Raw genomic sequence first — 25,024 nt, 5'->3', positions numbered from 1 at the left:
AGAGCATGGTCATCGACGTGGAGGGATACGCATGACAGTGCGTAAACTGCCCTGGCAATGACGGGTCACCATCATCTCCCTCGCCTTTATTTTGCGACTGACGGGCGCTGCTTTGCGTTTAGCGAGATGGTGTGAGCCTGGCGAAGATTTACACCGTGACAGATACGTTCGCGATTGCCAGGTTTCACAGCGTGGTTCGTACCACCGTTTTAGCCACCGCCAATCTCATCGGACCTTCCACTGGTGGAAAGTCGAAAGACCCTCTCAGCGCAGGGTCATCCGCCGCAGCGTTCCGTCGCGCAGGACAAGCTGGTGCCAGATCGCCATCAGGGCGTGTAAGCCGGCGAGGATGAGGATGAAGGTGCCGCCATTCTCGTGAAGTTCGGCGATCACGCCGGGACGTCCCTGCACAGGCGCCGCGATCGAGGGCAGGTGCAGGCCGAGGAAGGAGACGGACACGCCCATGCGCGAGGCGGCGTACCAGCCGGTGATCGGCAAGGCGATCAGCAGCAGATAGAGCAGCCCGTGGCCGATCTTGGCGCCGGTGGCGAGCCAACCATGCTGCGAGCCGTCATTCGGCGCAGGCTCGACCAGCCGCAGGATCAGCCGGGGAACAACCAAGATTAGGACAGCAAGACCGAGCCAGAAATGCAGCAAGGGCGGATTCCGAACCACCGCACGGCCGCCCTCTGCCGTCAGCCATGCGCCGAGCACGGCGAGGGCCGTTACCCAGTGAATGACGACCAGAGTTTTCGAATAGCGCGCGGTTGCAACAGACATGGCCATTTCTCCAACGTTGGGCAGAAGGGTGCAGCGCCCCGGGACGGGGAGGTCCGCCCGCCTATTTCACAGTGGCTTTCGGCGGCTCGCTGCGATCGAACAGAGATTTCGGAGACGCCGGGCCAGACGGGTCGGCCGCGTCGGCGGCGGAGGAGCGCCGTTCATGCCGGTCGCCGCCATCGTGGCGGCTCCTGCGCTTGATTTTGACGATCTCCAGAGTGGCGGGATCGATCTTGACCTTGAATGGTTGCCCGGTCTCGTCGGCGCCCCTGATCTGGTAGCAACCGTCGTCGATCCTGAGCCGGTCCACCTGCCAGCCCCGTGCCTGCGCCATCGCCTGCACGGCCTCGCGGGGCTGCCACCGCCCCAGGGGGACGTCGCAGTCGTCATCGGCCATCGCGGCACCCGATCCTGCGACGGCAAGGAGCAGCAGGCCCACGCGGAACGGCTTCACCATGGCATTTGTCCCCGATCAGCGTTCACGAGCCGGAATGATGGCAGTCTTTCCTGACACGTAGCTGAAGCGTGAAGGTCACGGCCCTTCAGGAAGCTGACAGCTTCCATAGGCAATAGGCCTCGGACAGATGGGATTGCGCCGTCATGAGAGTTCTTCTGATAGAGGACGACACGATCCTCGGAGCCGCGGTGCGCGACCATATCGTCGGCGACAACCATTCGGTGGACTGGGTCGGCCGCCTTGATCGAGCCACTGAGCACCTCGACAGCGCAGCCTATGATCTGGTCCTGCTGGATCTGATGCTTCCCGACGGTCGAGGGGTCGCGTTCCTCCGCGACCTGCGCCGGAAGGGATGTGTCACGCCGGTCATCATCCTGACAGCGCTGGACCTGATTTCCGAGCGCATCGACGGGCTCAATGCGGGAGCGGACGACTACATGACCAAGCCGTTCGACCTTTCGGAACTCTCCGCACGGCTGAACGCGGTGGCCCGCCGCTACAGCGGCAATCCCAACCCGCTCGTCGAGATTGGCGGTCTGCTGATCGATCTGGCGGCACGAACGGTCGCGCAAAACGGGCGGCTCGTCGATCTGACCGCGCGTGAATGGGCGATTTTCGAGGCCTTCATTCAGCGCCCCGGCCAGGTGATGTCCAAGGCCCAGTTGGAAGACCGGCTCTATGCCTTCGGTGCCGAGGTGGAAAGCAACACGATCGAGGTCCATGTCAGCCGCCTGCGCAAGAAGCTCGGCCCCGATGTCGTCCACACGGTACGAGGCATCGGCTACCGGTTGGGAAGCGCGCAATGATCACGCCGAAAAGCCTGCAATGGCGCCTGTCGCTCTGGCTTGGCCTGGGCATCGCGCTGGTCTGGGCGTTGGCCGCTGCAGTGACCACCCAGAATCTCCGCCACGAAATGGACGAGGTCTTCGACAGCGCGCTCGCGGAAACCGGGCAACGCCTGCTGCCGCTGGCGGTGCGCGACATCATCGGGCGCGACAGCGAGGACTCGGCCAGCCAGAGCGTCGCGACGATGCGCGAGCATGATGAGCACTTCACCTATGTGGTGCGAAACGCCGAAGGACAGTTGCTGCTCCGCTCGCATCAAGCCGACCCGGCGATCTTTCCGCCGTTCAGCGGCATGGGCTTCTCTGATACGCCGAGCCACCGTCTCTATTCGGACGCCGCCCTGCAGGGCACGATCACAATCACCGTCGCCGAGCCGCAAGCCCGCCGGCGAGCGCTGGCATGGCAGGTGCTCATCGGCCTGGCCCGTCCCCTCGCCCTGATCGTGCCCATCAGCTTGATCGGCGTATGGGCCGTCGTGCGCCTGTCGATGACGAGTCTGCGGCGCTTCCGCTCCGAGATCGAGCGCCGGGGTGCCGGCGACCTGACCGTGGTCGCCGCCGGAGACCTGCCCTCGGAGATCCGGCCGGTCGCTCAGGCGGTGAACCAGCTGCTGGAACGTCTCAGGCGCGCTCTGGAGGCCGAGCGCAGCTTCACCGCCAACTCCGCGCATGAATTGCGTACGCCGGTCGCGGCCGCCCTGGCGCAGGCGCAGAGACTGATCATCGAAACAACCGACGCGGCCGCACGCAAGCGCGCCCTCGACATCGAAGCCGCATTGCGGCGGCTCTCCGGCCTTTCGGAAAAACTCATGCAACTGGCGAGGGCAGAAGGAGGCCGTCTTCATAGCGCCGAGCCGGTCGACACCGGCGCCCTGCTCCGAATGATTGTGGCTGAACTGACCGTCAGCGCAGGCGATGCCGGACGGATCGAGTTGGTCTTGCCCGATGCCCCTGTGCTCGCCCACATCGATCCGGACGCGTTCGCGATCCTAACGCGAAATCTAATCGAGAACGCGCTGAAGCACGGCTCGCTGACTGATCCGGTTTGCGTGGCGTTGTCGATAGACGGCTTGCTATGCGTCGCCAATGCGGGGCCGGCTGTGCCGCAAGATCTGCTCGCCCCCCTTCTCAACCCGTTCGAGCGCGGCCGCGCACAGGCGAAAGGCGCCGGATTGGGGCTGGCCATCGCGAAGGCCGTCGCCACCGGCACCGGCAGCCGTCTCGAATTGATCTCCCCAAGGGAGGGACGCGAGGACGGATTCGAGGCGCGGCTCCAAATCGGCCGGCTCGCCTGACTCGCCGAAAAGGTCATCGCTGCTCACCCGACATCGGGCTTCCCGGCAGAGCTGAGCAGAAATTTTGATGGGCCTTCATAATGATCGTCGCTGGCAGGCGTGTGTCGGCCTCGGTCGAGGTTCTTGGGGCGGCGGCCTTGCGCCCTTTCTCAGGTCGTATCACGCGCGTCAGCTACCTGAGCATACCGACCTCGTCTCACGTCAGATTCACGATTCCCGCCCGCCCGTCGATCAGCATGTGCCGACGACGCAGCCGGCGTATCGCGCATCGTCATGGACACACCATGGCCTTCTTGGACAACGGGAACGGGGCCCGGAGAGCTGCCGGGCCCGATATCAAGCGTTTCGGCCGATCAACACGGCGCAACGCGGACGCCGACCCATGAGCCGGAGCACCTCAGCCGCCCGTCCTAGAGACCTTTGCCGTCGGACACACCGGAGCCAGGCCCCCATTTTTCGACCTTCCCGCCGACGACCTCCAGCGTCACCGGGTGCACTCTGACCCGCAGGATGGTTCCGTTAACATCCGTCACACGGAGCCGAAAACACCCGTCTCCGATCCTCGCGCTGGAGATGGCCCAGCCAAATTCATCGGCGAGTTTCGACACGGCGGCCAGGGATTGTCTTGGCTCCGCCGGGTTCCTGCATCCATCTTCGGCAAAAGCAGCGGCTGCCGGTGTCATGGCCAGAAGGGCGAGCATAACCTTCATCTTCTGCATAGCCTGTTCCTCGGTTCAGGTTGTCGATGCAGAAAGCCTATGCGGACGAGCTGACGTGATGCTGAAGGCTCCCGATGCTTTGCTTCAGAAGCACGTCAGCGTCAGACAAACTTTCAATTTTGCGGAAGATGCAGGCAATGGGCGACGAATGACGTCGAAAAGAGCCCTGGCATGAGGGCGCGATGAACCGAGCGGATGCCTTGCTGGTCCAGGTCGCTGCGGCATCGACGCGTCATCGCGCATCCCGCGCAGACGATCGCCATGTCCCGCATAATGCTCGCCCGCCTGCGAGCCAGTGGCTCTGGATCGATCCCCAGGCGCTTGAGCAGTCGGGAAGGAGTGCGGAGTCTATCTCACTGTTGGCTGCGAGCTGACGCAGATCGGCCTCGGGTATCGCGTTATCCCGGGCCAGTTCCGCCCTTGCCACCGGACCGAGTGCCTCCAGCTTTCTCAGACAGGGTTGAACGCTCCACCACTGGCGCACCGCTTCAACGATCTGCATGGCAACCTCCATCTCGCACACGATTATCGTCCCGTTGGCCGCGACGCTCGTTGCGGTAGCTCAAACCTCTCGTCGCGGATTGCATACTCGCGCAGTGCCACTCCCGCCTCCGCCCGAAATAGTTTCCCGGGGTCACCGCATTGCTTCTTATCGAGAGGAGGAAATTGCATCCTGCCGCTGCCATTTGCGCTGCATCAATGGCTAGGTCGGGGATTTCCTCCAGGCTGAGGCCGCGACACCTCAACGATGACCTCGGAGAGCGATCATGCCATCAGTGCTCCAACCCGATCAGCAGTCCGCCGCCGGAGCAGGCAGGGCAGCCCGGCCGAAGATGATGTGCGCGGCCATATTCGCGGAGCCCAGCCGCATCGAGCTGGAGGATAAGCCGATCCCGGACGTGGGACCACTCGATGCGCTGCTGCGCATCACCACCACGACGATCTGCGGCACCGATATCCATATCCTTAGGGGCGAGTATCCAGTCGCCCGCGGCCTCACCATCGGCCATGAGCCGGTCGGCGTGATCGAAAAGCTCGGTTCCGAGGTGAAGGGCTTCCGCGAGGGCCAGCGTGTGATCGCCGGTGCCATCACGCCTTCGGGACACAGCGCCGCCTGCCTCTGCGGTTGCGCCTCGCAGGATGGCGCCGACACGCGTCACGGCTTCAAGGCCATGGGCGGCTGGCGCTTCGGCAATACGATCGACGGTGCCCAGGCGGAGTATCTGCTGGTGCCGGACGCCATGGTCAATCTCGCGCATGTGCCCTCTGGGTTGACGGACGAGCAGGTCCTGATGTGCCCGGACATCATGTCGACCGGCTTCGCCGGTGCCGAGAGCGGCGGGGTCAAGATCGGCGACTGCGTCGCCGTCTTCGCACAGGGGCCGATCGGATTGTGTGCCACGGCCGGTGCCCGGCTGATGGGCGCGACGCGCATCATCGCGGTGGAGAGCGTTCCCGAGCGGCAGGCCATGGCGCGCGGGCTCGGTGCCGATGAGATCGTCGATTTCTCGAAGGGCGACGTGGTCGACGAAATCATGCGGCTGACCGATGGCAGAGGCGTCGATGTCGCGATCGAAGCTCTGGGGCGCCAGGAGACCTTCTCCGCGGCGTTGCGTGTGCTGCGTCCCGGCGGCACGCTGTCTTCGCTTGGTGTCTATTCGAGCGACCTGACGATCCCGCTCGGCGCTTTTGCCGCGGGGCTTGGCGATCACCGCATTGTCACCACGCTCTGCCCCGGCGGAAAGGAACGCATGCGACGCCTGATGGACGTCGTTGCGTCTGGCAGGGTCGATCTGGGTGCGCTGGTCACGCACCGCTTCCCGCTGGAGCGCATCAAGGACGCCTACGAACTGTTCGCGCACCAGCGCGACGGAGTCCTCAAGGTCGCGATCACGCCGTGAATGGCTGAGCTGTGCGCAACCCGCGGCTTGGATCTGGGTTCGCATACGGCCGGGGCCGTTATAGTGGTCAATCAGCGTATCGGGGGGAGGCTGGAATGACCATGGAGCCCGCGGGAGCGGCTGCTTCAGCCGAGGGGGAATTCTGGCGTGAAGGCCGGAACGTCTTGCTGCAACGCCTCGAAGCCTCCTCGGACGGCTTGAGCGACGCGGAAGCCGCCGAGCGGCTGCATCGCTACGGGCCCAACCTCGCCGTGACCAGCCTGCGGCGCGGATTGCCCTTCAAGATCGCCAAACGGCTCGTCGAGCCTCTGATCGCGATCCTGCTGATCGCCGCATTGATCTCGGGGGCGACGGGCGATTGGCAGAGCCTGATCATCATCGTTCTCATCGTGCTGGCTTCGATCGCGCTTGACGTGTTCCAGGAGACCCAGGCCGAGAATGCCGTCGATGCGCTCCGCCGCGCGGTGGCAGTGCAGGTCACTGCCCTTCGGAGCGGGCGGCGCGTCGAAATCCCGGTACGGGACGTGGTTGCCGGCGACGTGGTCGCGCTCCATGCCGGCGATTTGGTTCCGGCGGACGGGCTGATCCTCGAAAGCCATGACGCGATGGCCGACGAAGCGGTCCTCACCGGCGAGCCCTTTCCGGTCGAGAAGCTGGCAGTTCCCGAGGATTCCGCCGCAAACGGAACCGATAGCGCGCTTTTCGGGGGTACGAGCCTCGTTGCCGGAGAGGTCAGGATGCTCGTGGCCGCGACGGGTGCCGATACGCGACTCGGCGCGATCTCCCGCTCCATGCAGGCAAGCGAGCCACCCACCGCCTTCGAGCGCGGCGTCCATGGCCTTGGCATGCTGATCCTGCGCCTGACCGGTTTCCTGGTGCTGTTCGTATTGCTGACGCAACTCGCGCGCCACGGCCTGTCGATCGAGAGCTTCCTGTTCGCCGTCGTGCTGGCTGTCGGGCTGACGCCGGAACTGCTGCCGGTGGTGATGACGGTGACGCTCGCGCGGGGTGCGATGCGGATGGCCCAGCGTCAGGTCGTGGTGAAGCGCCTGTCGGCGATCCACGATCTCGGCGCGATGGACGTGCTGTGCACCGACAAGACCGGCACGCTGACGGAGGCGCGGATCGCTCATGTCGGCAGCTTCGGCTGCGACGGTACCGATAGTTCGCGCGTGACGGAGCTCGCCCGCATCAACAGCCGCTTCTGTAGCGGATTGCGTAACAATCTCGATACCGCATTGCTCGCTTCGGCAGCGGAGGATGGCGGTGCCTGGCGTCCACTCGCTGATCTCCCGTTCGATTTTCAGCGGCGCCGCTCCTCGGTGCTCGTCGTGAAGGGTGACGAGCGGGAGATGATCGTCAAAGGGGCTCCCGAAGCCCTGCTCGCGCTGTGCGATCGATTCGAGCAAGCGGACCACAATACGGACAGGCTCGATGATGCGGCGAGAGCCAGGATTCTCGCTCTTATCGAGACCAAGGGAGCCCAAGGGCTGCGCTTGCTTGGCGTTGCCCGCCGCCCGATGCCGTCGGAAGCCGATGCGCTGTCTCGTGAAGACGAAGCCGGGTTGATCTTTGCCGGCTGCGTGGCCTTCATCGATCCACCCAAGGCCTCGGCAAGCGTGGCGGTGAGCCAACTCGCGGCCGCCGGCGTGCGCGTCAAGGTGATCTCGGGAGACGCGGCGCCCGTCGTCCAGCATCTGGCTGAAAGCCTGGCATTGCCGGCCCGGGGGCTGATGTCGGGCGAGGAGATTGCTACGTTGGCGGATGCCGCGCTCGCGTCCCGCGTCCAGCAGGTCGATTTGTTCGTACGGGTCGCCCCGGAGCAGAAGGCGCGCATCGTGCTCGCGCTGCGGAAGGCAGGGCATACGGTCGGCTTCATCGGCGACGGCATCAACGATGCACCGGCGATCCATGCAGCGGATGTCGGCCTCTCCGTCGAGGGTGGCACCGAGGTCGCGCGCGAGGCGGCGGCGATCGTGCTGCTCGCGCCCGATCTCGGCGTTCTTGCGCAGGGCATCGCCGAGGGACGGCGCACCTATGCCAACATCATGAAATATGTCCGCATGGGCACGAGCTCGAATTTCGGCAACATGCTCTCGATGGCGCTGGCGTCGATGGTGCTGCCGTTCCTGCCGCTCAACCCATTGCAGATCCTGATCAACAACATGCTCTACGACCTGTCAGAGGTCGGTATTCCCTTCGACGAGGCGGACCCCGCCGACCTCGCCAGGCCCCGGCACTGGGACATGCATGCCGTGCTGCGTTTCACGCTCGTGATGGGGCCGCTTTCATCCGTCTTCGACGCGGCGACCTTTGCCCTCCTGCTCGGGGTGTTCGGCGCAGGCGTCGAGATGTTCAGGACGGCCTGGTTCGTCGAGTCGATCCTGACGCAGATCCTGGTGATCTTCGTCATCCGCACGGCGGCTCCCTGCTGGCGCAGCCGGCCGCACCGCTTCCTGGTCATGACCTCGCTCGGCGCTCTCGCCGCCGCACTGATCCTGGCCTTGACGCCGCTCGGCCATCCGTTCGGTTTCGTCGCGCTGCCCGTGCCCGTCCTGCTCGCCATCCTGATGATCGCGGCCTCCTATCTCGGGCTTGCCGAGATGCTGAAGCCCCTGGCCATGCGGACAGCACGTGCAGGACCAGCGCCCATCGCGTCGCCATCGATCGGCGCAGCGGGACAATGATACGAACAATCGCAAGCAAGGTGCCGATCGTGATCCTGCGTGCAACTTTGATAGGCGCTATGCTGACAAGCCCCGCCTTCGCCGAACCGAAACGGCCTCTCATCGAACAATGCGCCGCTTGCCATGGCGAGGACGGCATCGCCCGCGATACGGAGGTGCCTCACCTTGCCGGTCAGAACGAGGGCTATCTCTACAGGCAAATGATGGCGTTTCGCTCCGGAAAGCGCCTTCATAAGGAGATGCGCTATATGGCGCGCGAGATGACGCCTGCCGAGATCGCCGCGCTGGCGGCCTACTATGCGGCGCTTCCCCCACGCTGACGGCCGTTGGGCTGGGAAGCGTGGCGCTGCGGTGCAACATCCTCTTTGATCGACCTCAAGGAGGACAAGACGTTCTCGGTGCATGCAGGGAAAGGCAACCATAGGGAAAAGGGCATGCACTCCGCGCCGCAATCCAGCCTCACCGGAAAGACCGATCGGCAACTACAGTCGGGCCAGGATCACAGGTTCGGGGAAGAGGCGTTCTCGGCGATCGACCGCATGCGCGAAGCGGCGAGCGCAAAGTTCACCGGCGGGCTGTCGCCGACATCCCTGATGCTGGCCTATCTCGACTGGGCGATTCATCTGGCCGGAGCACCCGGCAAACAGCTCGAACTCGCCAGCAAGGCCGTGCGCAAGGCGAGCCGTTTGGGAGCACATGCCATAGCCTGCCTTTCGGCGCCGGATGCCGCTCCCTGCATCGAGCCTCTTCCCGGCGATCGCCGCTTTGCCGCGCCGGAATGGCGCACGCCGCCCTTCAGCCTCATGGCGCAGGCCTTCCTGCTCAATCAGCAATGGTGGCACAATGTCACCCATGAGGTGCCGGGCGTCGCGCGCCATCACGAGGAGGTCGTCTCCTTCGTCGCGCGGCAAATCCTTGACGCCTTCTCGCCATCGAACAACCCGTTCACCAACCCGGAGGTGATCGAGCGTGCTCGCGAAACGGGAGGCGCCAATTTCATCGAGGGCTGGAAGAACTGGATCGAAGACCTGCAACGGCAAGTCGCCGGCCAGCCTCCGGTCGGCGCCGAACGCTTCGTCATCGGCCGGGACGTGGCTGCGACGCCGGGGAAGGTCGTCTTCCGCAACCACCTGATCGAGCTGATCCAATACGCGCCGTCGACGCCGAGCGTCCATGCCGAGCCGATCCTGATCGTGCCGGCCTGGATCATGAAATATTACATCCTCGACCTGTCGCCGGAGAATTCGCTGGTGCGCTACCTCGTCGGCGAAGGGTACACGGTCTTCTGTATTTCCTGGCGCAACCCAGGGGCCGACGACCGCGATCTCTCCCTGGAGGATTATCGCCGCGGCGGCCTGATGACCGCGCTCGACGCGATCACATCGGCCCTGCCCGGCCGCAAGGTCCATGTCGCCGGTTACTGCCTGGGCGGCACGCTGCTCGCCATCGCAGCAGCGGCCATGGCGCGTGACGGCGACGAACGGCTGGCTTCGCTGACCTTCCTCGCCGCACAGACCGACTTCAGCGAGCCCGGCGAGCTCGCACTGTTCATCGATGCGAGTCAGCTTCGCGTGCTCGACAGCATGATGTGGAGCCGCGGCTATCTATCGGCGGACCAGATGGCCGGCGCTTTCCAGCTCCTGCGCTCCAACGACCTGATCTGGTCGCGGCTGGTGCATGACTACATGATGGGCGAACGCTCCCCGATGTTCGATCTCATGGCCTGGAACGCGGATTCCACGCGCATGCCCTACCGCATGCATGCCGACTATCTGCGCAGCCTCTATCTCGACAACGACCTGGCGAGCGGCCGCTTCATGGTGGAGGGACGACCGGCGGCGCTCCAGAACATCCGCACGCCGATCTTCGGCGTTGCGACCGAGGCCGACCATGTGGCGCCGTGGCGTTCGGTCCATAAGCTGCACTTGCTGACCGATGCCGACCTGACCTTCGTGCTGACCAGCGGCGGACACAACGCCGGCATCGTCAGCGAGCCGGGCCATCCCGGACGTCATTATCGGATCATGCGCAAGCAGCATGCCGACACCTGCCTCGGCCCTGACGAGTGGTTCGCCGCAGCCCGGACACGCGAGGGTTCGTGGTGGCCGGCCTGGACGGAATGGCTCGGCGATCTATCCTCCTCGCCCGAGCGGATCGCGCCGCCCGGGTTTGGCGACGCAGGGAGCGGCCGCGAGCCGCTCTGCGATGCGCCCGGAACCTATGTGGTGCAAAGGTGAGCCGTGGATCAGGAACTTCTGACAAACCGGACCTTCGACGAGATCGCGATCGGCGAAAGCGCCTCGCTGGCCCGTACCGTCCGACCCGATGACATAGAGCTGTTCGCAACCGTCTCCGGGGATGCCAATCCCGCCCATCTGGACGCGGCTTTCGCGGCGAGCGATCCGTTCGGGCATGTCGTCGCGCATGGAATGTGGACCGCGGCGCTGGTCTCGGCGGTGCTCGGCACGAAGCTGCCCGGACCGGGCACGATCTATCTCGGGCAGGATCTACGCTTCCTGAAGCCGGTCGTACCCGGCGACACCGTGACGGCGACCGTCACGGTCCGGAGCAAGGAGGCCTCGAAACGAACCGTCGTGCTGGATACCGCCTGCACCAACCAGCGCGGCGAGACGGTGCTGTCCGGCGCGGCGACGGTGATGGCGCCCGGCCAGCGCGTGACCTGGCCGCGCCTGCGCCTGCCCGAAGTCACGCTGAAGCATTCCGATCGCTATGACAGCATCGTGGCGCAAGCCCGTGGCCTCCCGCCACTGAGCGCCGCGATCGTCCATCCCTGCTCGCCGGAAGCGATCCTCGCGGCAATCGAGGTCCGCGACGAGGGACTGCTGCAGCCAATCCTCGTCGGTCCGGAAGCCAAGATCCGGGCTGCCGCGGAAAAGGCCGGCGTCGCGCTCGACGGCATCGCGATCGAGCCCGCCCCGCATAGCCATGCCGCCGCCGCGCGCGCCGTCGAGCTCGCCGTGGCGGGCCGGGTGGCGACCCTCGTGAAGGGCAGCCTCCATACTGACGAGTTGCTGGGCGCCGTCGTCGCGCCGGGCTCCGGCCTCAAGACGGAGCGCCGGATCAGCCATGTCTATGCGATGAGCCTGCCCGCCTATTCGAAGCCACTGATCGTGACGGATGCGGCGGTCAATATCGAGCCGACGCTGATGCAGAAGCGCGATATCTGTCAGAACGCGATCGACATGCTGCATGTGCTCGGGCTGGAGGAGCCGCTGGTGGCGGTCCTCGCTGCGGTCGAGACCGTCAACGATCGGATGCCCTCGACGCTCGATGCCGCCGCGCTCACCGTGATGGCGGCGCGCGGCCAGATCACGGGGGCGAAAGTCGACGGCCCGCTCGCTTTCGACAACGCGATCAGCCCGGAGGCAGCGCGGACCAAGGGCATCGTTTCCCCGGTCGCTGGACAGGCCGACATCCTGCTCGTACCCGATCTGGAGGCAGGCAACATGCTGGCCAAGCAATTGATCTATTTCGCCAATGCGGATGCCGCCGGGCTCGTGCTCGGCGCGCGCGTGCCGATCATCCTGACGAGCCGGGCCGATTCCCTGAAGACCCGAATTGCCTCGGCCGCGCTGGCGAAACTCGTCGCCGCCCATCGCCGGCCCCTGACGGTGCCGGCATGAGCGAGCGGCTTCTCGTCACCTTCAATGCCGGCTCCTCGACGGTGAAAATCGGGTTGTTCGCGCTGACGGAGGCCGGCCCGAAGCGTGTTGGCAAGGGCGTGATCGATTTCCGCGAGCCGCCCCTGCGCTTCCGGCTGATCGAAGGGCCCGACACCTTCGACATCGCTCTCGAAGCGCAGCCCGGCGATCCCCTCGACAGCGTGCTGGGCGAGGCCTTCCGGCGGCTCTCCTGGCATTTCGACCTCGGCGGCATCGTCGCGATGGGCCATCGCATCGTCCATGGCGGCGACAGTTTCGCCGGCCCCGTCCGGGTCGACGATGCCGTGCTGGAAGCCCTGGAGGCGCTGGTCCCGCTGGCGCCGCTCCATCAGCCGCAGGGGCTCGGGCTCATCCGCGCGATCCGCCGCTTGCGCCCCGAGCTGCCGCAGACGGCATCCTTCGACACGGCTTTCCACCGTACCCATGCCGATATTGTGCGCCGCTTCGCCCTTCCTCGCGCGATGCACGACCAGGGCATCAGGCGCTACGGCTTCCACGGCCTGTCCTATCGCTTCATCGCTGGGGAATTGGCGCGGCACGAGCCCACGCTCGCGAAGGGCCGCGTCGCGGTCGCGCATCTCGGCAGCGGTGCCAGCCTCTGCGGGCTGAATGGCGGTATCAGCCACGATACCTCGATGGGCTTCTCGGCGCTCGACGGCATCCCGATGGCGACGCGCTGCGGTGCGCTCGATCCCGGCGTCCTGCTGCATCTGCTCGCGAAAGGCTACGATGCCGGCTGGCTGGAAGACCTGCTCTATCGCCGCAGTGGCCTGCTCGGCGTTTCCGGTATCAGCGCCGACAGCCGCGATCTCATCGACAGCGACAGGCCCGAGGCACGCGAGGCGCTCGACCTGTTCTGCTTCCGCATCGCGGGGGAAATCGGCCGGCTCGCGGTGACGCTCGGCGGGCTCGATGCGATCGTCTTCACGGCCGGCATCGGCGAGCATCAGCCGCCGATCCGCGCGGCGGTAGCGGAACGGCTGCGGTGGCTTGGCCTCGAACTCGACGAGACCGCCAATGCCGCCAACGCGACGCGGATCAACCGGGCCGATGCTCGTGTCGCAGCTTTCGTGATCCCGACCGACGAGGAAGCGGTCATCGCCGAGGATGCGCTCGCGGTGATGAAACCCGACGGATGGGTCATCTGAAGTGAACGGGGAGTGCCAGATTAGACAAGCCTAGGAGCATGTACTTGGGTCCCGCCTCCTGCTACCCGTCGGGAAGTGGTGATCCAAGGCTTTATGCCGGCATTAGACATTCCAAAAGCGGACTGCGCTTTCGAAACGGAGTCACCCGACAAGCGCGAGGAGGATAAGATCATCGCCCGCACGCTTCGCCTCCCTGCTCGGCATCGATGGCTCTCATTGGGAAAGCTGGAGAGGCATCGCATATTCCCGGAGCAGCGACCGGGTCACTCCATCGAGCAGGAATTCGTGCAGTCGGAAATGGCGATAGGCGCCGGCCACGATCAGCCCCGCCCCGCTGCCGACTGCGGTCGGCTGCCTGTCGCAAGCTAAGTAGCAGGACCCTGGAATGTGTACCGCCCGCCTTCTACGGAGATCCAAGATGCTTTCCCGTTGTGTCGCAACAGCAGCTCTTTTCGCTGCGCTCGCCCTACCCGGGCCAGGGGCGCAGGCGCAATCCCGCATCAAGGCGCTGATCGAACGGCTGCGTGGCGACACGATGCCGGACGGCATCGTCAAGACCAATGGCCGCATCGAGGCGACGCAGGTCGACGTCGCCTCGAAATATGCCGGCCGCCTCGCCGAGGTCACGGTGAAGGAGGCAGACGAGGTCACCGCCGGGCAGGTGATCGCCCGCATCTCCTCGCCCGAATACGAGGCGCAGTTGCGGGCCGCGCAGGCGCAGGTGCTGCGCGCGCGGCAGGCGCTCGCGGAGGCCGAGGCGCTGATCGCCCAGCGCAAGAGCGACCAGATCCTTGCCCGCACCGATGCCGAGCGCGGCAAGGAGCTTGTCGCCAAGGGCTATCTCAGCAAGCAGGTCGACGACCAGCGCTCGGCCAAGTCCGCCGCCGCCGACGCAGCGCTGCGCGCCGCCGAGGCGCAGCGCGATCAGGCCCAGTTCGCCATCCACGCTTCCGAGGCCGATGCCGAGCAGATCAAGGCGATCCTGGTCGATCTGGTGCTGCTGGCGCCGCGCAGCGGCCGCGTCCAGTATCAGCTCGCCCGCACCGGCGAGGTCGTCGCGGCCGGCACCCGCGTCGTCACCATCCTGGACCTGTCGGATGTCTACATGACGATCTACCTGCCTGCCTCGCAGGCGGGCCAGCTCGCCCTCGGCGACGAAGCGCGGATCATCCTCGACCCCGTGCCACAATACGTCATCCCCGCGACGGTAAGCTTCGTCGCCGCCGATGCGCAGTTCACGCCCAAGGCCGTCGAGACCGCCGAGGAGCGCGAGAAGCTGGTCTTCCGTGCCAAGCTCCAGGTCGATCCAAACCTACTCGCCAAATACCATCGGCAAGTGAAGACCGGCGTGCGCGGGCTCGGCTTCGTGCGGACCTCGCCCAGCGCAAAATGGCCTGAATCGCTCGCCGTGAAACTGCCATGACGGAGGCCGAGCCTGTCGCCAGCCTCGCAGGCGTCACGCATCGCTACGGCAAGGTGACCGCCCTCGATGCGCTGACACTCGATATCCCCTCCGGCCGCATGATCGGCGTGATCGGCCCGGACGGCGTCGGCAAATCGACCCTGCTCGCGCTCATCGCCGGGGTGCGCGTGATCCAGCAGGGCAATGTCCACGCGCTCGGCGCCGATCTAAGCGACAGGACCGAGCGCGAGGCCCGGCGCGGGCGCATCGCCTATATGCCCCAGGGGTTGGGACGGAACCTCTACCCAACGCTCTCGGTCTTCGAGAACATCGATTTCCACGCGAGACTGTTCGGGCAGGATGCCGCCGAGCGCCGCAGCCGCATCGACGAGCTTCTCAAGGCGACGGGGCTCGATCCGTTCGAAGGGCGCCCCGCCGCCAAGCTCTCCGGCGGCATGAAGCAGAAGCTCTCCCTCTGCTGCGCGCTGATCCACGATCCCGACCTGCTGATCCTCGACGAGCCGACCACCGGCGTCGATCCGCTGTCGCGTGGGCAGTTCTGGGACCTGATCGACACGATCCGCGCCCGCCGGCCAGGCATGAGCGTCATCGTCGCCACCGCCTATATGGAGGAGGCCGAGCGCTTCGACTGGCTGGTCGCCATGGATGACGGCAGGGCGATCGCGACCGGCACGCCGGCCGAGATCCGCGAAAAGGCAGGCCAGCCGACGCTGGAAGGCGCTTTCGTCGCGCTGCTGCCGGAGGCCAAGCGCGCGCAGCATCGGAAGGTGGAGCTGCGGTCGCGGGTCGCGGGCGACGATGCGACGCCTGCGATCGAGGCGGAGGGGCTGACGCGGCGCTTCGGCGATTTCGTCGCGGTCGACCATGTCAGCTTCCGCATCGGGCGGGGCGAGATCTTCGGCTTCCTCGGCTCGAACGGCTGCGGCAAGTCGACGACGATGAAGATGCTGACCGGCCTGCTGCCGGCGAGCGAAGGCACGGCCAAGCTCTTCGGCCAGCCGCTCGCAGCCGACGACATGGAGACGCGCCGCCACGTCGGCTACATGTCGCAGGCCTTCTCGCTCTATAGCGAGCTGACGGTGCGCCAGAACCTCGTGCTCCACGCTGAGCTCTACCATCTGCCGCCGGCCGATATCCCCGGCCGCATCGCCGAGCTCCTGACCCGCTTCGACCTCGCGGATGTCGCCGACGAGCGGCCCGACAGCCTGCCGCTCGGCATCCGCCAGCGCCTGCAGCTCGCCGTCGCCGTGCTGCACCGCCCGGCGATGCTGATCCTGGACGAGCCGACCTCTGGCGTCGATCCGATCGCGCGCGACGCCTTCTGGCGCACGCTGATCGACCTCTCGCGCGACGACGGCGTCACCATCTTCCTCTCGACCCATTTCATGAACGAGGCGGAGCGCTGCGACCGCATCTCCTTCATGCATGCCGGCAAGGTGCTCGCGGTCGGCACGCCGCAGGAGCTGGTTGAGACGCGCGGTGCCGACACGCTGGAAGAGGCCTTCGTCGCCTATCTCAAGGAGGCCGCCGGCCTCGAGGATGCAGCCGTGGCACCGGCCGCCGTGCCCGCCGCCGCTCTCCGGCCGGCGTCGCCGGCGCGCCGCTTCGATCCGCGCCGGCTCTGGGCCTGCGCCCGGCGGGAGACGATGGAGCTGCTGCGCGACCCGATCCGGCTGAGCTTCGCCTTCCTCGGGCCGGTGCTGCTGATGCTGGCCTTCGGCTTCGGCATCTCCTTCGATGTCGAGAACCTGAAATTCGCGGCCTTCGACCAGGACAGCTCGATGGAGAGCCGGCAACTGGTCGAGGCCTTCTCCAGCTCGCGCTATTTCTCCGAGCAGGCGCCGATCCGGTCCGCGGCGGAGCTCGACCAGCGCCTGCGGAGCGGCGAGCTCCAGCTCGCGATCGAGATCCCGTCTTCCTTCGGCCGCGATCTGATGAGCGGGCGCGTGCCGGAATTGTCGGTCTGGCTCGACGGCGCCATGCCGTTCCGGGCCGAGACGACGCGCGGCTACGTCACCGGGTTGGCGACGCAATACGCGCAAGGCTTCGCGGCCGGCCATGCCGCATCGAGCCATGCGCCGGCGCCCGTCACGATCGAGACCCGCTTCCGCTACAACCAGGCCTTCAAGAGCGCCAATGCGATGGTGCCGAGCGTGATCATGCTGATGCTGATCCTGATCCCGGCGATCATGTCGGCGATCGGCGTGGTCCGCGAGAAGGAAACCGGCTCGATCGCCAATTTCCGCTCGACGCCGATCAGCCGCTTCGAGTTCCTGTTCGGCAAGCAATTGCCCTATATCGCCATCGCGATGGGCAGCTTCGTGATGCTCGTCCTGATCGCACTCACCGTCTTTGGTGTGCCCATCAAGGGCTCGGCCTGGGTGCTGGGGCTCGCGACGCTGCTCTATGTCTCGGCCACGACCGGCTTCGGCCAGCTCATCTCCAGCTTCACGCGGACGCAGGTCGCGGCCGTCTTCGCCACCGCGATCCTTTCGATCATCCCGGCGGTGAATTTCTCGGGCCTGATGGTGCCTGTCGCCTCGCTCTCGGGCGGCGGCCGGATCATTGGCATGAGCCTGCCGCCGGCCTGGTACCAGCCGGTCAGCGTCGGCGTCTTCACGAAGGGGCTGGGTGTGGCCGAGCTCTGGCCCAATCTGGTGATGCTGGGCTTCTTCTTCCTGCTCTTCCTCGTCGTAGCCCAGCTCGCGCTGCGCAAGCAGGAAGCCTGAGATGACCAGGCTCGTCATTCATCTCCAGAATATCCTGCACCTCGTGGTGAAGGAGCTGCGCAGCCTGCGCGCTGATCCGATCATGCTGGTGCTGGTAGCCTACGCCTTCAGCATCGCGGTCTACACGGTTGCGACCGGCGTGAAGCTGGAGGCGCGCGACCTCACCATCGGCATCGTCGACGAGGACCGCTCCGAATTCTCGCGCAGCCTGCTCGGAGCCTTCGGCCCGCCCCTGTTCAAGGCCTCCAGGACCATCGCCGCGAACGAGATCGACGCCGAGATGAATGCGGGACGACTCGTCTTCGTGCTGGAGATTCCGCCGAACTTCCAGGCGGATCTGCTCGCCAGGCGGCCAGTGTCGCTGCAGCTCAACATCGACGCCACAGCCATGACCCAGGCCGGCAACGGCACGGTCTATATCCAGCAGATCATCGCTCAGGAGATCGCGAACCGCCAGGCAGGACGCGAGACCACCACCACACTGCCGATCAATCTCGTGGTGCGGGCGCGCTTCAATCCCAATCTCGATTCCGGCTGGTTCAGCTCGGTGATGCAGGTTCTCAACAACGTCACGCTGCTGACCATCATCCTGACCGGCGCCGCCCTGATCCGGGAGCGCGAGCAGGGTACGGTCGAGCATCTCCTGGTGATGCCGGTCACGCCGGTCGAGATCATGCTCGCCAAGATGACGGCGAACGCGCTGGTCATCCTGGTCGCGGCAGTGGCATCGCTCGTGCTTGTGGTCGAATGGACGCTCGGCGTCCCGATCGCCGGCTCGCTCCTGCTCTTCGTGCTGGGGACCGCGATCTATGCCTTCGCCGTCGCGGCGCTCGGCATCCTGCTCGGCACGCTGGCGACGACGATGGGCCAGTTCGGCCTGCTCGCGATCCCCGTCTTCGTCGTGACGCAACTGCTCTCGGGCGCGACGACGCCGATGGAGAGCATGCCGCTCTGGTTGCAATGGATCATGCGGATTTTCAGCCCCACGCCGCATTTCGTGGCCTTCTCGCAAGGCGTGCTCTATCGCGGCGCAGGCTTGGACGTGGTCTGGCCCGAGATCGCCAAGATCATCGCGATCGGTGCGGCCTATTTTGCCTTCGCGCTCGCCCGCTTCCGGAAAGTGATCTTCGCGTGAAGTCACTTCGCGATGTGCCCCAGCGGTCGCCAACGCCACTCACATAGCGCGGATTACCCGAGACGGCTCGCGCATCGCGATTTTATTATCCCGACCGACGAGCAAGCAATTATCGTCGAGGATGCGCTGGCAGTTGCGAACTGAGCCAGTCGGCGCTGGCTCAGGAAAACCGCCTTGGGAGCTTGTCAGGCCGCCTTCTTTTGGAGGGCCGTCAGGTTCGACACGTATTGGGCGCTGGCTCCGGTCCAGGCATCCATGGTCTTGCGGGCGAGCGTCGACAGTTTCCCGGCCTCGTCGGCATAGGCCCCGCCAACACCTCTGGCAAAATCCTGTTGGACACCGACTGCCTCGCCGAACTCGGTGCAGTGGCCGAGCCTGGCACAGAACTCTGCCTGAGCTTGCATGCGTCGCCCCATGAAGGTCAGGATTTCTGAAGCCATCGCGAACTGTGTCTCCCAGATTTTCTGAGGCAGTACGCTTGCCGAGGCGAGCTGTGCTTTAATGAGCTCGATGCCTTCCTCGACGTTGACTGCGGGCATGATCCGATCCGCCGCGAAAGCGTCGGAGCCAGACTTTGTCGTGGGCATTTGAGCCTCCTGAATTGCTTCGGCTGGCTGGACCGCCATGGCGGGAGCTTCCACGAATGCGGCAGTCCGGTCTTTGACACAGCGCAAATCCCCCGCCTCTTGTTTAGTTTAGAATTATTCCAATTTATGGATTGATCGACGTCTGCTTGCCGGGTGACGGGGGGGTTTTCTCGAACCGGCACCTTCGCCGACCAAGCATGATCGCTCAATCCTGCAACGCCTGTTCGAAAGCTGTGCCCATGCGCGCCCTTCACAAGGAAAACCATCTCATCGAGCGCATAGGCTGGCTTCGGGCGGCTGTGCTCGGCGCCAATGACGGACTGATCTCGACATCGAGCTTGATCGTGGGTGTCGCCGCCGCCACTGCGGCGGCGCATGAAATCCTCGTTGCCGGCGTCGCGGGACTCGTGGCCGGGGCGATGTCGATGGCGGCGGGCGAATATGTGTCGGTCAGCTCGCAGGCCGACACCGAGGAAGCCGACATGGCGCGCGAGCGTCATGAACTGGCGACGCAGCCCGAGGCTGAACTGGCCGAACTCGCCGCGATTTATGAACAGCGCGGAGTGGCCCCGGAACTGGCCCGGCAAGTCGCCAAACAGATGATGGCGAAGGATGCGTTCGAAGCCCATGCACGGGACGAACTCGGGCTCGCGAGCCATGTGATGGCGCGGCCCGTCCAGGCAGCATTCACCTCCGCGGTGACGTTCGCGACAGGGGCTGCTCTGCCGCTGATCGTTGCTCTGCTTGCGCCGGCTGGAACGGCGGCATGGACCGTATCCATCGCCTGCCTCATCGGCCTTGCGGTGCTTGGCGCGGTCGGTGCCCGGGCTGGCGGCGCCAGCATCTGGAAGCCAACCGTCCGGGTGGTGTTCTGGGGGGCCGTCGCGATGGCCTCCACCGCGATGATCGGCTCCCTCATTGGCCGGGCGGTGTGACGATGAAACGTCTGTCGTTCGATTTCGAGACTGTCATGTCGGGCCTGGCGGTCCTGGGAATGATCCTGGCGGTCATTGGGACCTGGCCGCCGGCCGAAGGGATCTCCGCTCTGAGATGGCCCGGCCTTGTATTGGTTTATGCTGCTGGCGGTATCCCCGCCGCCTGGAGTGCTCTCTCTGCGCTGTGGCGCGAGCACGTCCTCGACATCGACCTGCTGATGGTGGTCGCAGCCATAGCCGCTGCTGCCGTTGGGGCGCCGTTTGAGGGCGCCGTGCTACTGACGCTTTTCAGCATTTCGACCACGCTTGAACATCAGGCTTTGGGGCGTGCACGCCGTGCCGTCGAGGCCCTGATGGCGCTACGCCCGGAGACGGCTTTCCGCAAAGGCGAGGACGGCACGGTCGCCGAGGTTCCCGCTTCCAAACTTGTCGTCGGAGACGTGGTGGTGCTGCGTCCAGGCGCACGCGTGCCGACCGACGGCGTGATCCTGCACGGCCGCGGCGGCATCGACGAGGCCAATATCACCGGCGAGTCCATGCCAGTCTCCAAGGAACCGGGGCAACAGGTCTTCGAGGCCACGGTCAATCTCGACGGGGTCCTGGACGTGACCGTCACCCGCACGGTCGGCGACAGCACGATCGCACGCATGATCCGGCTCGTGACCGAGGCTCAGGAAGCGAAGGCGCCGTCCGAGCGCTTCAGCGCATGGTTCGGCCAGCGTTATACCATCGCGGTCCTGCTGGGAGCCGGTCTCGCCTTCGCGGCCTTCTATTGGCTTGGCCGGGACTGGGAGCAGGCCCTTTACAGGGCCGCGACGCTTCTGGTCGCGGCCAGCCCCTGCGCGATCGTTATATCGGTTCCAGCCGCGATCCTGTCGGCCCTCTCTGCCGCGGCACGCGGCGGCGTACTGTTCAAAGGGGGCGGCGCGCTCGAAACACTCGCCGCGGTCGATACCTTTGCCTTCGACAAGACCGGAACCCTGACCAATGGTCGAGCGGCGGTGACATTCATCGTTGCCCTGGACGGAGAGGAACGCCGCTTTCTCTCACTTCTGGCTGGGCTGGAAGCCCATTCGGAGCATCATGTCGCGGCGGCCATCCGCCGGGAGGCTGTTGCGAACGGCATCGAGCCGGCGAAGGTCGTGGACGTCAGCTCCCGCCCGAGCGCCGGTATCATTGGCCACGACGTGTTTGGCCCGATATGGGCCGGGAACACCCACCTCGTTGCGGAGATGGGCGCTTCCGTCGATGATCCCGCATTCCGTGAACTCGCCGACAGTTCCCAAACCGTGGTTTACCTCGGGCGCGGCGCGACTGTTCTGGGTGCCGTCAGCGTCGCGGACGAAGCAAGAGCCAGTTCTGCTCCGGCGCTGGCTGCGCTTCGCGCCGGAGGCGTCAACCGCATCGTCATGATGACAGGTGACCGCAGGCCGGTAGCCTTGCGCATTGGTGCGGAACTTGGCCTTGCTCCCGATGAGGTTCATGCCGAGATGCTGCCGCAGGACAAGGTGCTCCAGGTCGGCGACCTCGCGCGTGCTGGCAAGGTCGCTTTCGTCGGCGATGGCGTCAACGATGCCGCCGCATTGGCTCGTGCCGATGTCGGTATCGCGATGGGGGCAGCGGGGTCGGACGTCGCACTGCAGGCCGCCGACGTCGCCCTGCTGTCAGAAGACATGAAGAAGCTGGCCGATGCGCACCGTCTGGCACGCAGGACAGCTGCGATCATCCGGCAGAACCTCGTCGTCGCGATCGGCGCCATGCTGGTGCTGGTGACCGGCGGCCTGTTCTTCGATCTGCCACTTCCGCTCGCGGTGATCGGGCATGAGGGCGGTACCGTTCTGGTCGTGCTGAATGGTCTGCGCCTCCTGTCGGACGGGATACGCGGTGGTGATGGGAGTGCTCCCGTTCAACGCCAGCCCGATCCTCCGACCTCAGTGCGCCCAGAGTTCCCATCGCGGACAACATCGCCCACCGCATCGTGACGTAGCCTGACAGCGAATGCGTGGACGCCAGATCCTCTCCTGCCACGGAAACCCGCGAAAGATCGCACATGCTTACGATGACATCGCTCGGTGCGGCCGGAACCGTCACAGGATCAAAGCACCTCCTAACCTATGCCGGCCATCATATCCTTATCGATTGCGGCCTGTTCCAGGGGCTCAAAAACCTGCGCGAACTGAACTGGGAGAAGCTCCCGGTCCAACCGGACACGATCGAGGCCGTCATCCTGACGCATGCCCATCTTGACCACTCCGGATATCTGCCCCGGCTCGTCCGGGACGGCTTCCGCGGCAGGATCTACGCGACGGAAGCGACGCGGGACGTCACCGAATTGATCCTGATGGACAGTGCCTTCCTGCAAGAGAAGGATGCCGAGTTTCTCAACCGGCACCATTTGTCGAAGCATACCCCCGCTTTACCCCTTTATGGCGTGCACGATGCGCGGCGGGCTCTTGAACATGTTTCGACCGTCCCATTCGACAAGACGATTGCACTACCCAGCGGCTTGACGCTGCGTTTCCGCCACGCCGGCCATATTCTGGGCGCCGCGCATGCCGAGATTCACTGGGGAGGCCGCAGCCTGGTGTTTTCAGGCGATATCGGGCGCTACGACGATGCGTTGTTTCCAGATCCCGTCTCGGGCGGAGAGCCCGACTACATCGTGATCGAGTCAACCTATGGCGATCGGGTTCATCCGGCGGAGGATCCGGCCGAGGCACTCGGCGCGATCGCCGAACGCACCGTGGAGCGCGGCGGCACGCTCGTCATACCGGCCTTTGCCGTCGGCCGGGCACAGCAGCTTCTCTATTATTTCTGGAGACTGAAGCTGGCCGGGCGCCTCGCAGCCATACCGATCTTCCTGGACAGTCCGATGGCTATCGACGCAACTGAGATGATGTGCCGGCACCCGCGCGATCATAAACTCGACCACGCGACGTGCCGCGGAGCCTTCGGCGCCGCTCAATACGTCGACGATGTCGAAGCGTCGAAGGCGATCACGGCGAGCCGGTATCCGAAGATCGTCATCGCTGCGTCCGGCATGGCGACCGGAGGGCGCGTGCTCCATCATCTCAAGACGTTCGGTCCCGATCCGAGATGCACGATCCTGCTCTCGGGTTTCCAGGCTCCCGGAACACGCGGGCGAACGCTGCAGCAGGGCGCGAAGGATCTCAAGATCCATGGGGATTGGGTGCCGATCAATGCCGAAGTCGCACAACTGGACATGCTCTCGGCCCATGCCGACAGCAACGAATTGATGCGCTGGCTTTCGGGATTCAAGCGAGCGCCGCGGCGAGTGTTCATCGTTCATGGCGAGCCGGAGGCTTCCGAAGCACTGCGAATCCGCATCGAGCGTGAGCTGGGCTGGCCAAGTGTCGTGCCGCGGCAAGGACAGGAATTTAGCCTGTGATCGCAGGCTTCATTCTGGTTTCCTGCGATTTGCGCGAGATCAAGGGTTCGCCACGAGGATGCTCTTAGAGTGCGTGGCAACCTAAGCCCACCCGCCGATGTGCCGGAGCGCCGCCCAGAGAAAGCAGGCAGAGAAAGAGGCCGCCCGGCACTCCTGGCCAATCGCCCGTTCTGAAGCCGTAAGCGGTTTCGGAAATGGTCATCAACGAGACAGAGCTTCCCTTCGACCGGAGCCATCACCATGCGCGTTGCAGACATCATGACCTCGCCAGTTGTCGCCATCGGGCCATCCGCCTCGGTGTCCGAAGCCGCCCAAATGATGCTGGGAAGCCATTTCAGCGGTCTGCCGGTCGTCACGGGCGGCAAGCAACTGGTCGGGATCGTCACGGAGGGCGATTTCCTGCGCCGCAGCGAACTGGGAACCGTGCGCAAGCGGCCGCGCTGGCTCGAATTCATCGTCAGTGCCGGCAAGCAGGCCGACGAGTATGTCCAGACCCACAGCCGAAGAGTCGAAGAGGTGATGACCCGTGATCCGGTGACGATCGAACCCGGAGCCACGCTCGACGAACTCGTCGAACTGATGAGCGCCCGCAGGATCAAGCGGGTGCCCGTTGTCGTGGCCGGACGGCTCGTCGGCATCGTGGCGCGCTCTGATCTGATGCGGGCCATGTTGCGCATCTTGCCAGCCTCAGCCCCTCAAGCGGGAGACGACGAGCATATTCGTCAGATGGTTATGGGCGAGCTTGCGAAGCAGCCCTGGGGGAATGCAATCCGGGTCAAAGTCGATCGGGGCGTCGTCGCGCTTTCCGGAGCGATTTTCGATGAGCGTGCCCGCGACGCGGCGCGCGTCGCCGCGGAAAACACCGCAGGGGTAACCGAGGTCATAGATCAACTCGCCTGGATCGAGCCGGTGTCCGGGATGTACATCTTGCCTGATCCAGCCTGATTGACCCGTACGCGAAGGGACCGGGGCGCAAAACAGACTAATCTGAAACCGCTGGATGAAGAGATGCCGAAAGGGGAAGCCATGTCCGACACGGTTGTAAAGAAGACCGGCAAATGCCCGGTGATGCACGGCGGAATGACCGCGACCGGCGGCTCCGTCACCAGCTGGTGGCCGAATGCGCTGAACCTCGACATCCTCCACCAGCATGACAGCAAGACCAATCCGCTGGGCAAGGGCTTCAATTATCGCGAGGAGCTGAAGAAGCTCGACGTCGAAGCACTGAAGAACGACCTGCGCGCGCTGATGACTGACAGCCAGGACTGGTGGCCGGCCGACTGGGGCAGCT

19 protein-coding genes and 1 pseudogene are annotated in these 25,024 nt (G+C 65.2%); 16 read left to right on the top strand and 4 right to left on the bottom strand.

Annotated elements, in window-relative coordinates; genetic code table 11:
* Positions 1 to 264: 264 nt before the first annotated feature.
* Together Q0Q36_RS20690 and Q0Q36_RS20685 are read right to left on the bottom strand one after the other, a co-directional pair.
* Positions 265 to 780, bottom strand: a complete 516-nt coding sequence (locus tag Q0Q36_RS20690; protein WP_293801006.1) for a cytochrome b/b6 domain-containing protein — start codon at positions 778 to 780, stop codon at positions 265 to 267.
* A gap of 61 nt (positions 781 to 841) precedes the next feature.
* A complete protein-coding gene (locus tag Q0Q36_RS20685) occupies positions 842 to 1,237 on the bottom strand; it encodes a PepSY domain-containing protein (RefSeq protein ID WP_293801004.1) in 396 nt (131 codons plus the stop codon).
* 143 nt (positions 1,238 to 1,380) lie between these two features.
* Between Q0Q36_RS20685 and Q0Q36_RS20680 the strand changes: the two genes are divergently transcribed.
* Positions 1,381 to 2,043, top strand: coding sequence for a response regulator transcription factor (locus Q0Q36_RS20680; RefSeq protein ID WP_293801002.1), 663 nt, complete (start codon positions 1,381 to 1,383; stop codon positions 2,041 to 2,043).
* Positions 2,040 to 3,377 (top strand): ATP-binding protein, encoded by a 1,338-nt coding sequence (locus tag Q0Q36_RS20675; RefSeq protein ID WP_293801000.1) that lies wholly within the window; start codon positions 2,040 to 2,042, stop codon positions 3,375 to 3,377. The genes Q0Q36_RS20680 and Q0Q36_RS20675 overlap by 4 nt, the downstream gene beginning before the upstream one ends.
* A gap of 410 nt (positions 3,378 to 3,787) precedes the next feature.
* Here Q0Q36_RS20675 and Q0Q36_RS20670 read toward each other — a convergent pair whose 3' ends face one another.
* Positions 3,788 to 4,096, bottom strand: a complete 309-nt coding sequence (locus Q0Q36_RS20670; RefSeq protein ID WP_293800998.1) for a PepSY domain-containing protein — start codon at positions 4,094 to 4,096, stop codon at positions 3,788 to 3,790.
* 836 nt (positions 4,097 to 4,932) lie between these two features.
* Between Q0Q36_RS20670 and Q0Q36_RS20665 the strand changes: the two genes are divergently transcribed.
* From Q0Q36_RS20665 to Q0Q36_RS20625, 9 genes are all read left to right on the top strand, one after another.
* On the top strand, positions 4,933 to 5,997 hold the full coding sequence (locus Q0Q36_RS20665; protein WP_293801024.1) for an NAD(P)-dependent alcohol dehydrogenase: 1,065 nt from the start codon (positions 4,933 to 4,935) through the stop codon (positions 5,995 to 5,997).
* A 95-nt stretch (positions 5,998 to 6,092) separates the two neighbouring features.
* A complete protein-coding gene (gene mgtA, locus Q0Q36_RS20660; RefSeq protein ID WP_293800996.1) occupies positions 6,093 to 8,684 on the top strand; it encodes a magnesium-translocating P-type ATPase in 2,592 nt (863 codons plus the stop codon).
* 20 nt (positions 8,685 to 8,704) lie between these two features.
* Positions 8,705 to 9,004, top strand: a complete 300-nt coding sequence (locus Q0Q36_RS20655; RefSeq protein ID WP_293800994.1) for a c-type cytochrome — start codon at positions 8,705 to 8,707, stop codon at positions 9,002 to 9,004.
* A 114-nt stretch (positions 9,005 to 9,118) separates the two neighbouring features.
* On the top strand, positions 9,119 to 10,921 hold the full coding sequence (locus Q0Q36_RS20650; RefSeq protein WP_293800993.1) for an alpha/beta fold hydrolase: 1,803 nt from the start codon (positions 9,119 to 9,121) through the stop codon (positions 10,919 to 10,921).
* 3 nt (positions 10,922 to 10,924) lie between these two features.
* Positions 10,925 to 12,328, top strand: coding sequence for a bifunctional enoyl-CoA hydratase/phosphate acetyltransferase (locus Q0Q36_RS20645; protein ID WP_293800991.1), 1,404 nt, complete (start codon positions 10,925 to 10,927; stop codon positions 12,326 to 12,328).
* Positions 12,325 to 13,515 (top strand): acetate/propionate family kinase, encoded by a 1,191-nt coding sequence (locus tag Q0Q36_RS20640; protein WP_293800989.1) that lies wholly within the window; start codon positions 12,325 to 12,327, stop codon positions 13,513 to 13,515. The genes Q0Q36_RS20645 and Q0Q36_RS20640 overlap by 4 nt, the downstream gene beginning before the upstream one ends.
* Positions 13,516 to 13,933: 418 nt before the next feature.
* A complete protein-coding gene (locus Q0Q36_RS20635) occupies positions 13,934 to 14,938 on the top strand; it encodes an HlyD family efflux transporter periplasmic adaptor subunit (protein WP_293800987.1) in 1,005 nt (334 codons plus the stop codon).
* Complete coding sequence (gene rbbA, locus Q0Q36_RS20630) at positions 14,935 to 17,667, top strand: ribosome-associated ATPase/putative transporter RbbA (protein WP_293800985.1); 2,733 nt, start codon at positions 14,935 to 14,937, stop codon at positions 17,665 to 17,667. The genes Q0Q36_RS20635 and rbbA overlap by 4 nt, the downstream gene beginning before the upstream one ends.
* Position 17,668: 1 nt before the next feature.
* Positions 17,669 to 18,802 (top strand): ABC transporter permease, encoded by a 1,134-nt coding sequence (locus Q0Q36_RS20625; protein ID WP_293800983.1) that lies wholly within the window; start codon positions 17,669 to 17,671, stop codon positions 18,800 to 18,802.
* Positions 18,803 to 18,987: 185 nt separating this feature from the next.
* Here Q0Q36_RS20625 and Q0Q36_RS20620 read toward each other — a convergent pair whose 3' ends face one another.
* On the bottom strand, positions 18,988 to 19,389 hold the full coding sequence (locus Q0Q36_RS20620; RefSeq protein WP_293800981.1) for a phasin family protein: 402 nt from the start codon (positions 19,387 to 19,389) through the stop codon (positions 18,988 to 18,990).
* 239 nt (positions 19,390 to 19,628) lie between these two features.
* Here Q0Q36_RS20620 and Q0Q36_RS20615 point away from each other — a divergent pair, with 239 nt between their 5' ends.
* The 5 genes and pseudogenes from Q0Q36_RS20615 to Q0Q36_RS20595 all read left to right on the top strand — a co-directional run.
* Positions 19,629 to 20,324, top strand: a complete 696-nt coding sequence (locus Q0Q36_RS20615) for a VIT family protein (RefSeq protein WP_293800979.1) — start codon at positions 19,629 to 19,631, stop codon at positions 20,322 to 20,324.
* A gap of 2 nt (positions 20,325 to 20,326) precedes the next feature.
* Positions 20,327 to 22,306, top strand: coding sequence for a cation-translocating P-type ATPase (locus Q0Q36_RS20610; RefSeq protein ID WP_293800977.1), 1,980 nt, complete (start codon positions 20,327 to 20,329; stop codon positions 22,304 to 22,306).
* Positions 22,307 to 22,374: 68 nt separating this feature from the next.
* Positions 22,375 to 23,733: an MBL fold metallo-hydrolase gene (locus tag Q0Q36_RS20605; protein ID WP_293800975.1), complete on the top strand. Its 1,359-nt coding sequence runs from the start codon at positions 22,375 to 22,377 to the stop codon at positions 23,731 to 23,733.
* Between the two features lie 240 nt (positions 23,734 to 23,973).
* Positions 23,974 to 24,678, top strand: coding sequence for a CBS domain-containing protein (locus tag Q0Q36_RS20600; protein WP_293800973.1), 705 nt, complete (start codon positions 23,974 to 23,976; stop codon positions 24,676 to 24,678).
* Positions 24,679 to 24,759: 81 nt separating this feature from the next.
* Positions 24,760 to 25,024, top strand: a pseudogene (locus Q0Q36_RS20595) (catalase-peroxidase); the annotation flags it as partial.

It is taken from the genome of uncultured Allobosea sp., from assembly GCF_945957345.1.
In the GTDB taxonomy this organism is placed as follows: Bacteria; Pseudomonadota; Alphaproteobacteria; order Rhizobiales; family Beijerinckiaceae; genus Allobosea.
Note: the sequence above shows the minus strand (reverse complement) of the source record. Positions and strands in the feature narration are given on the sequence as shown.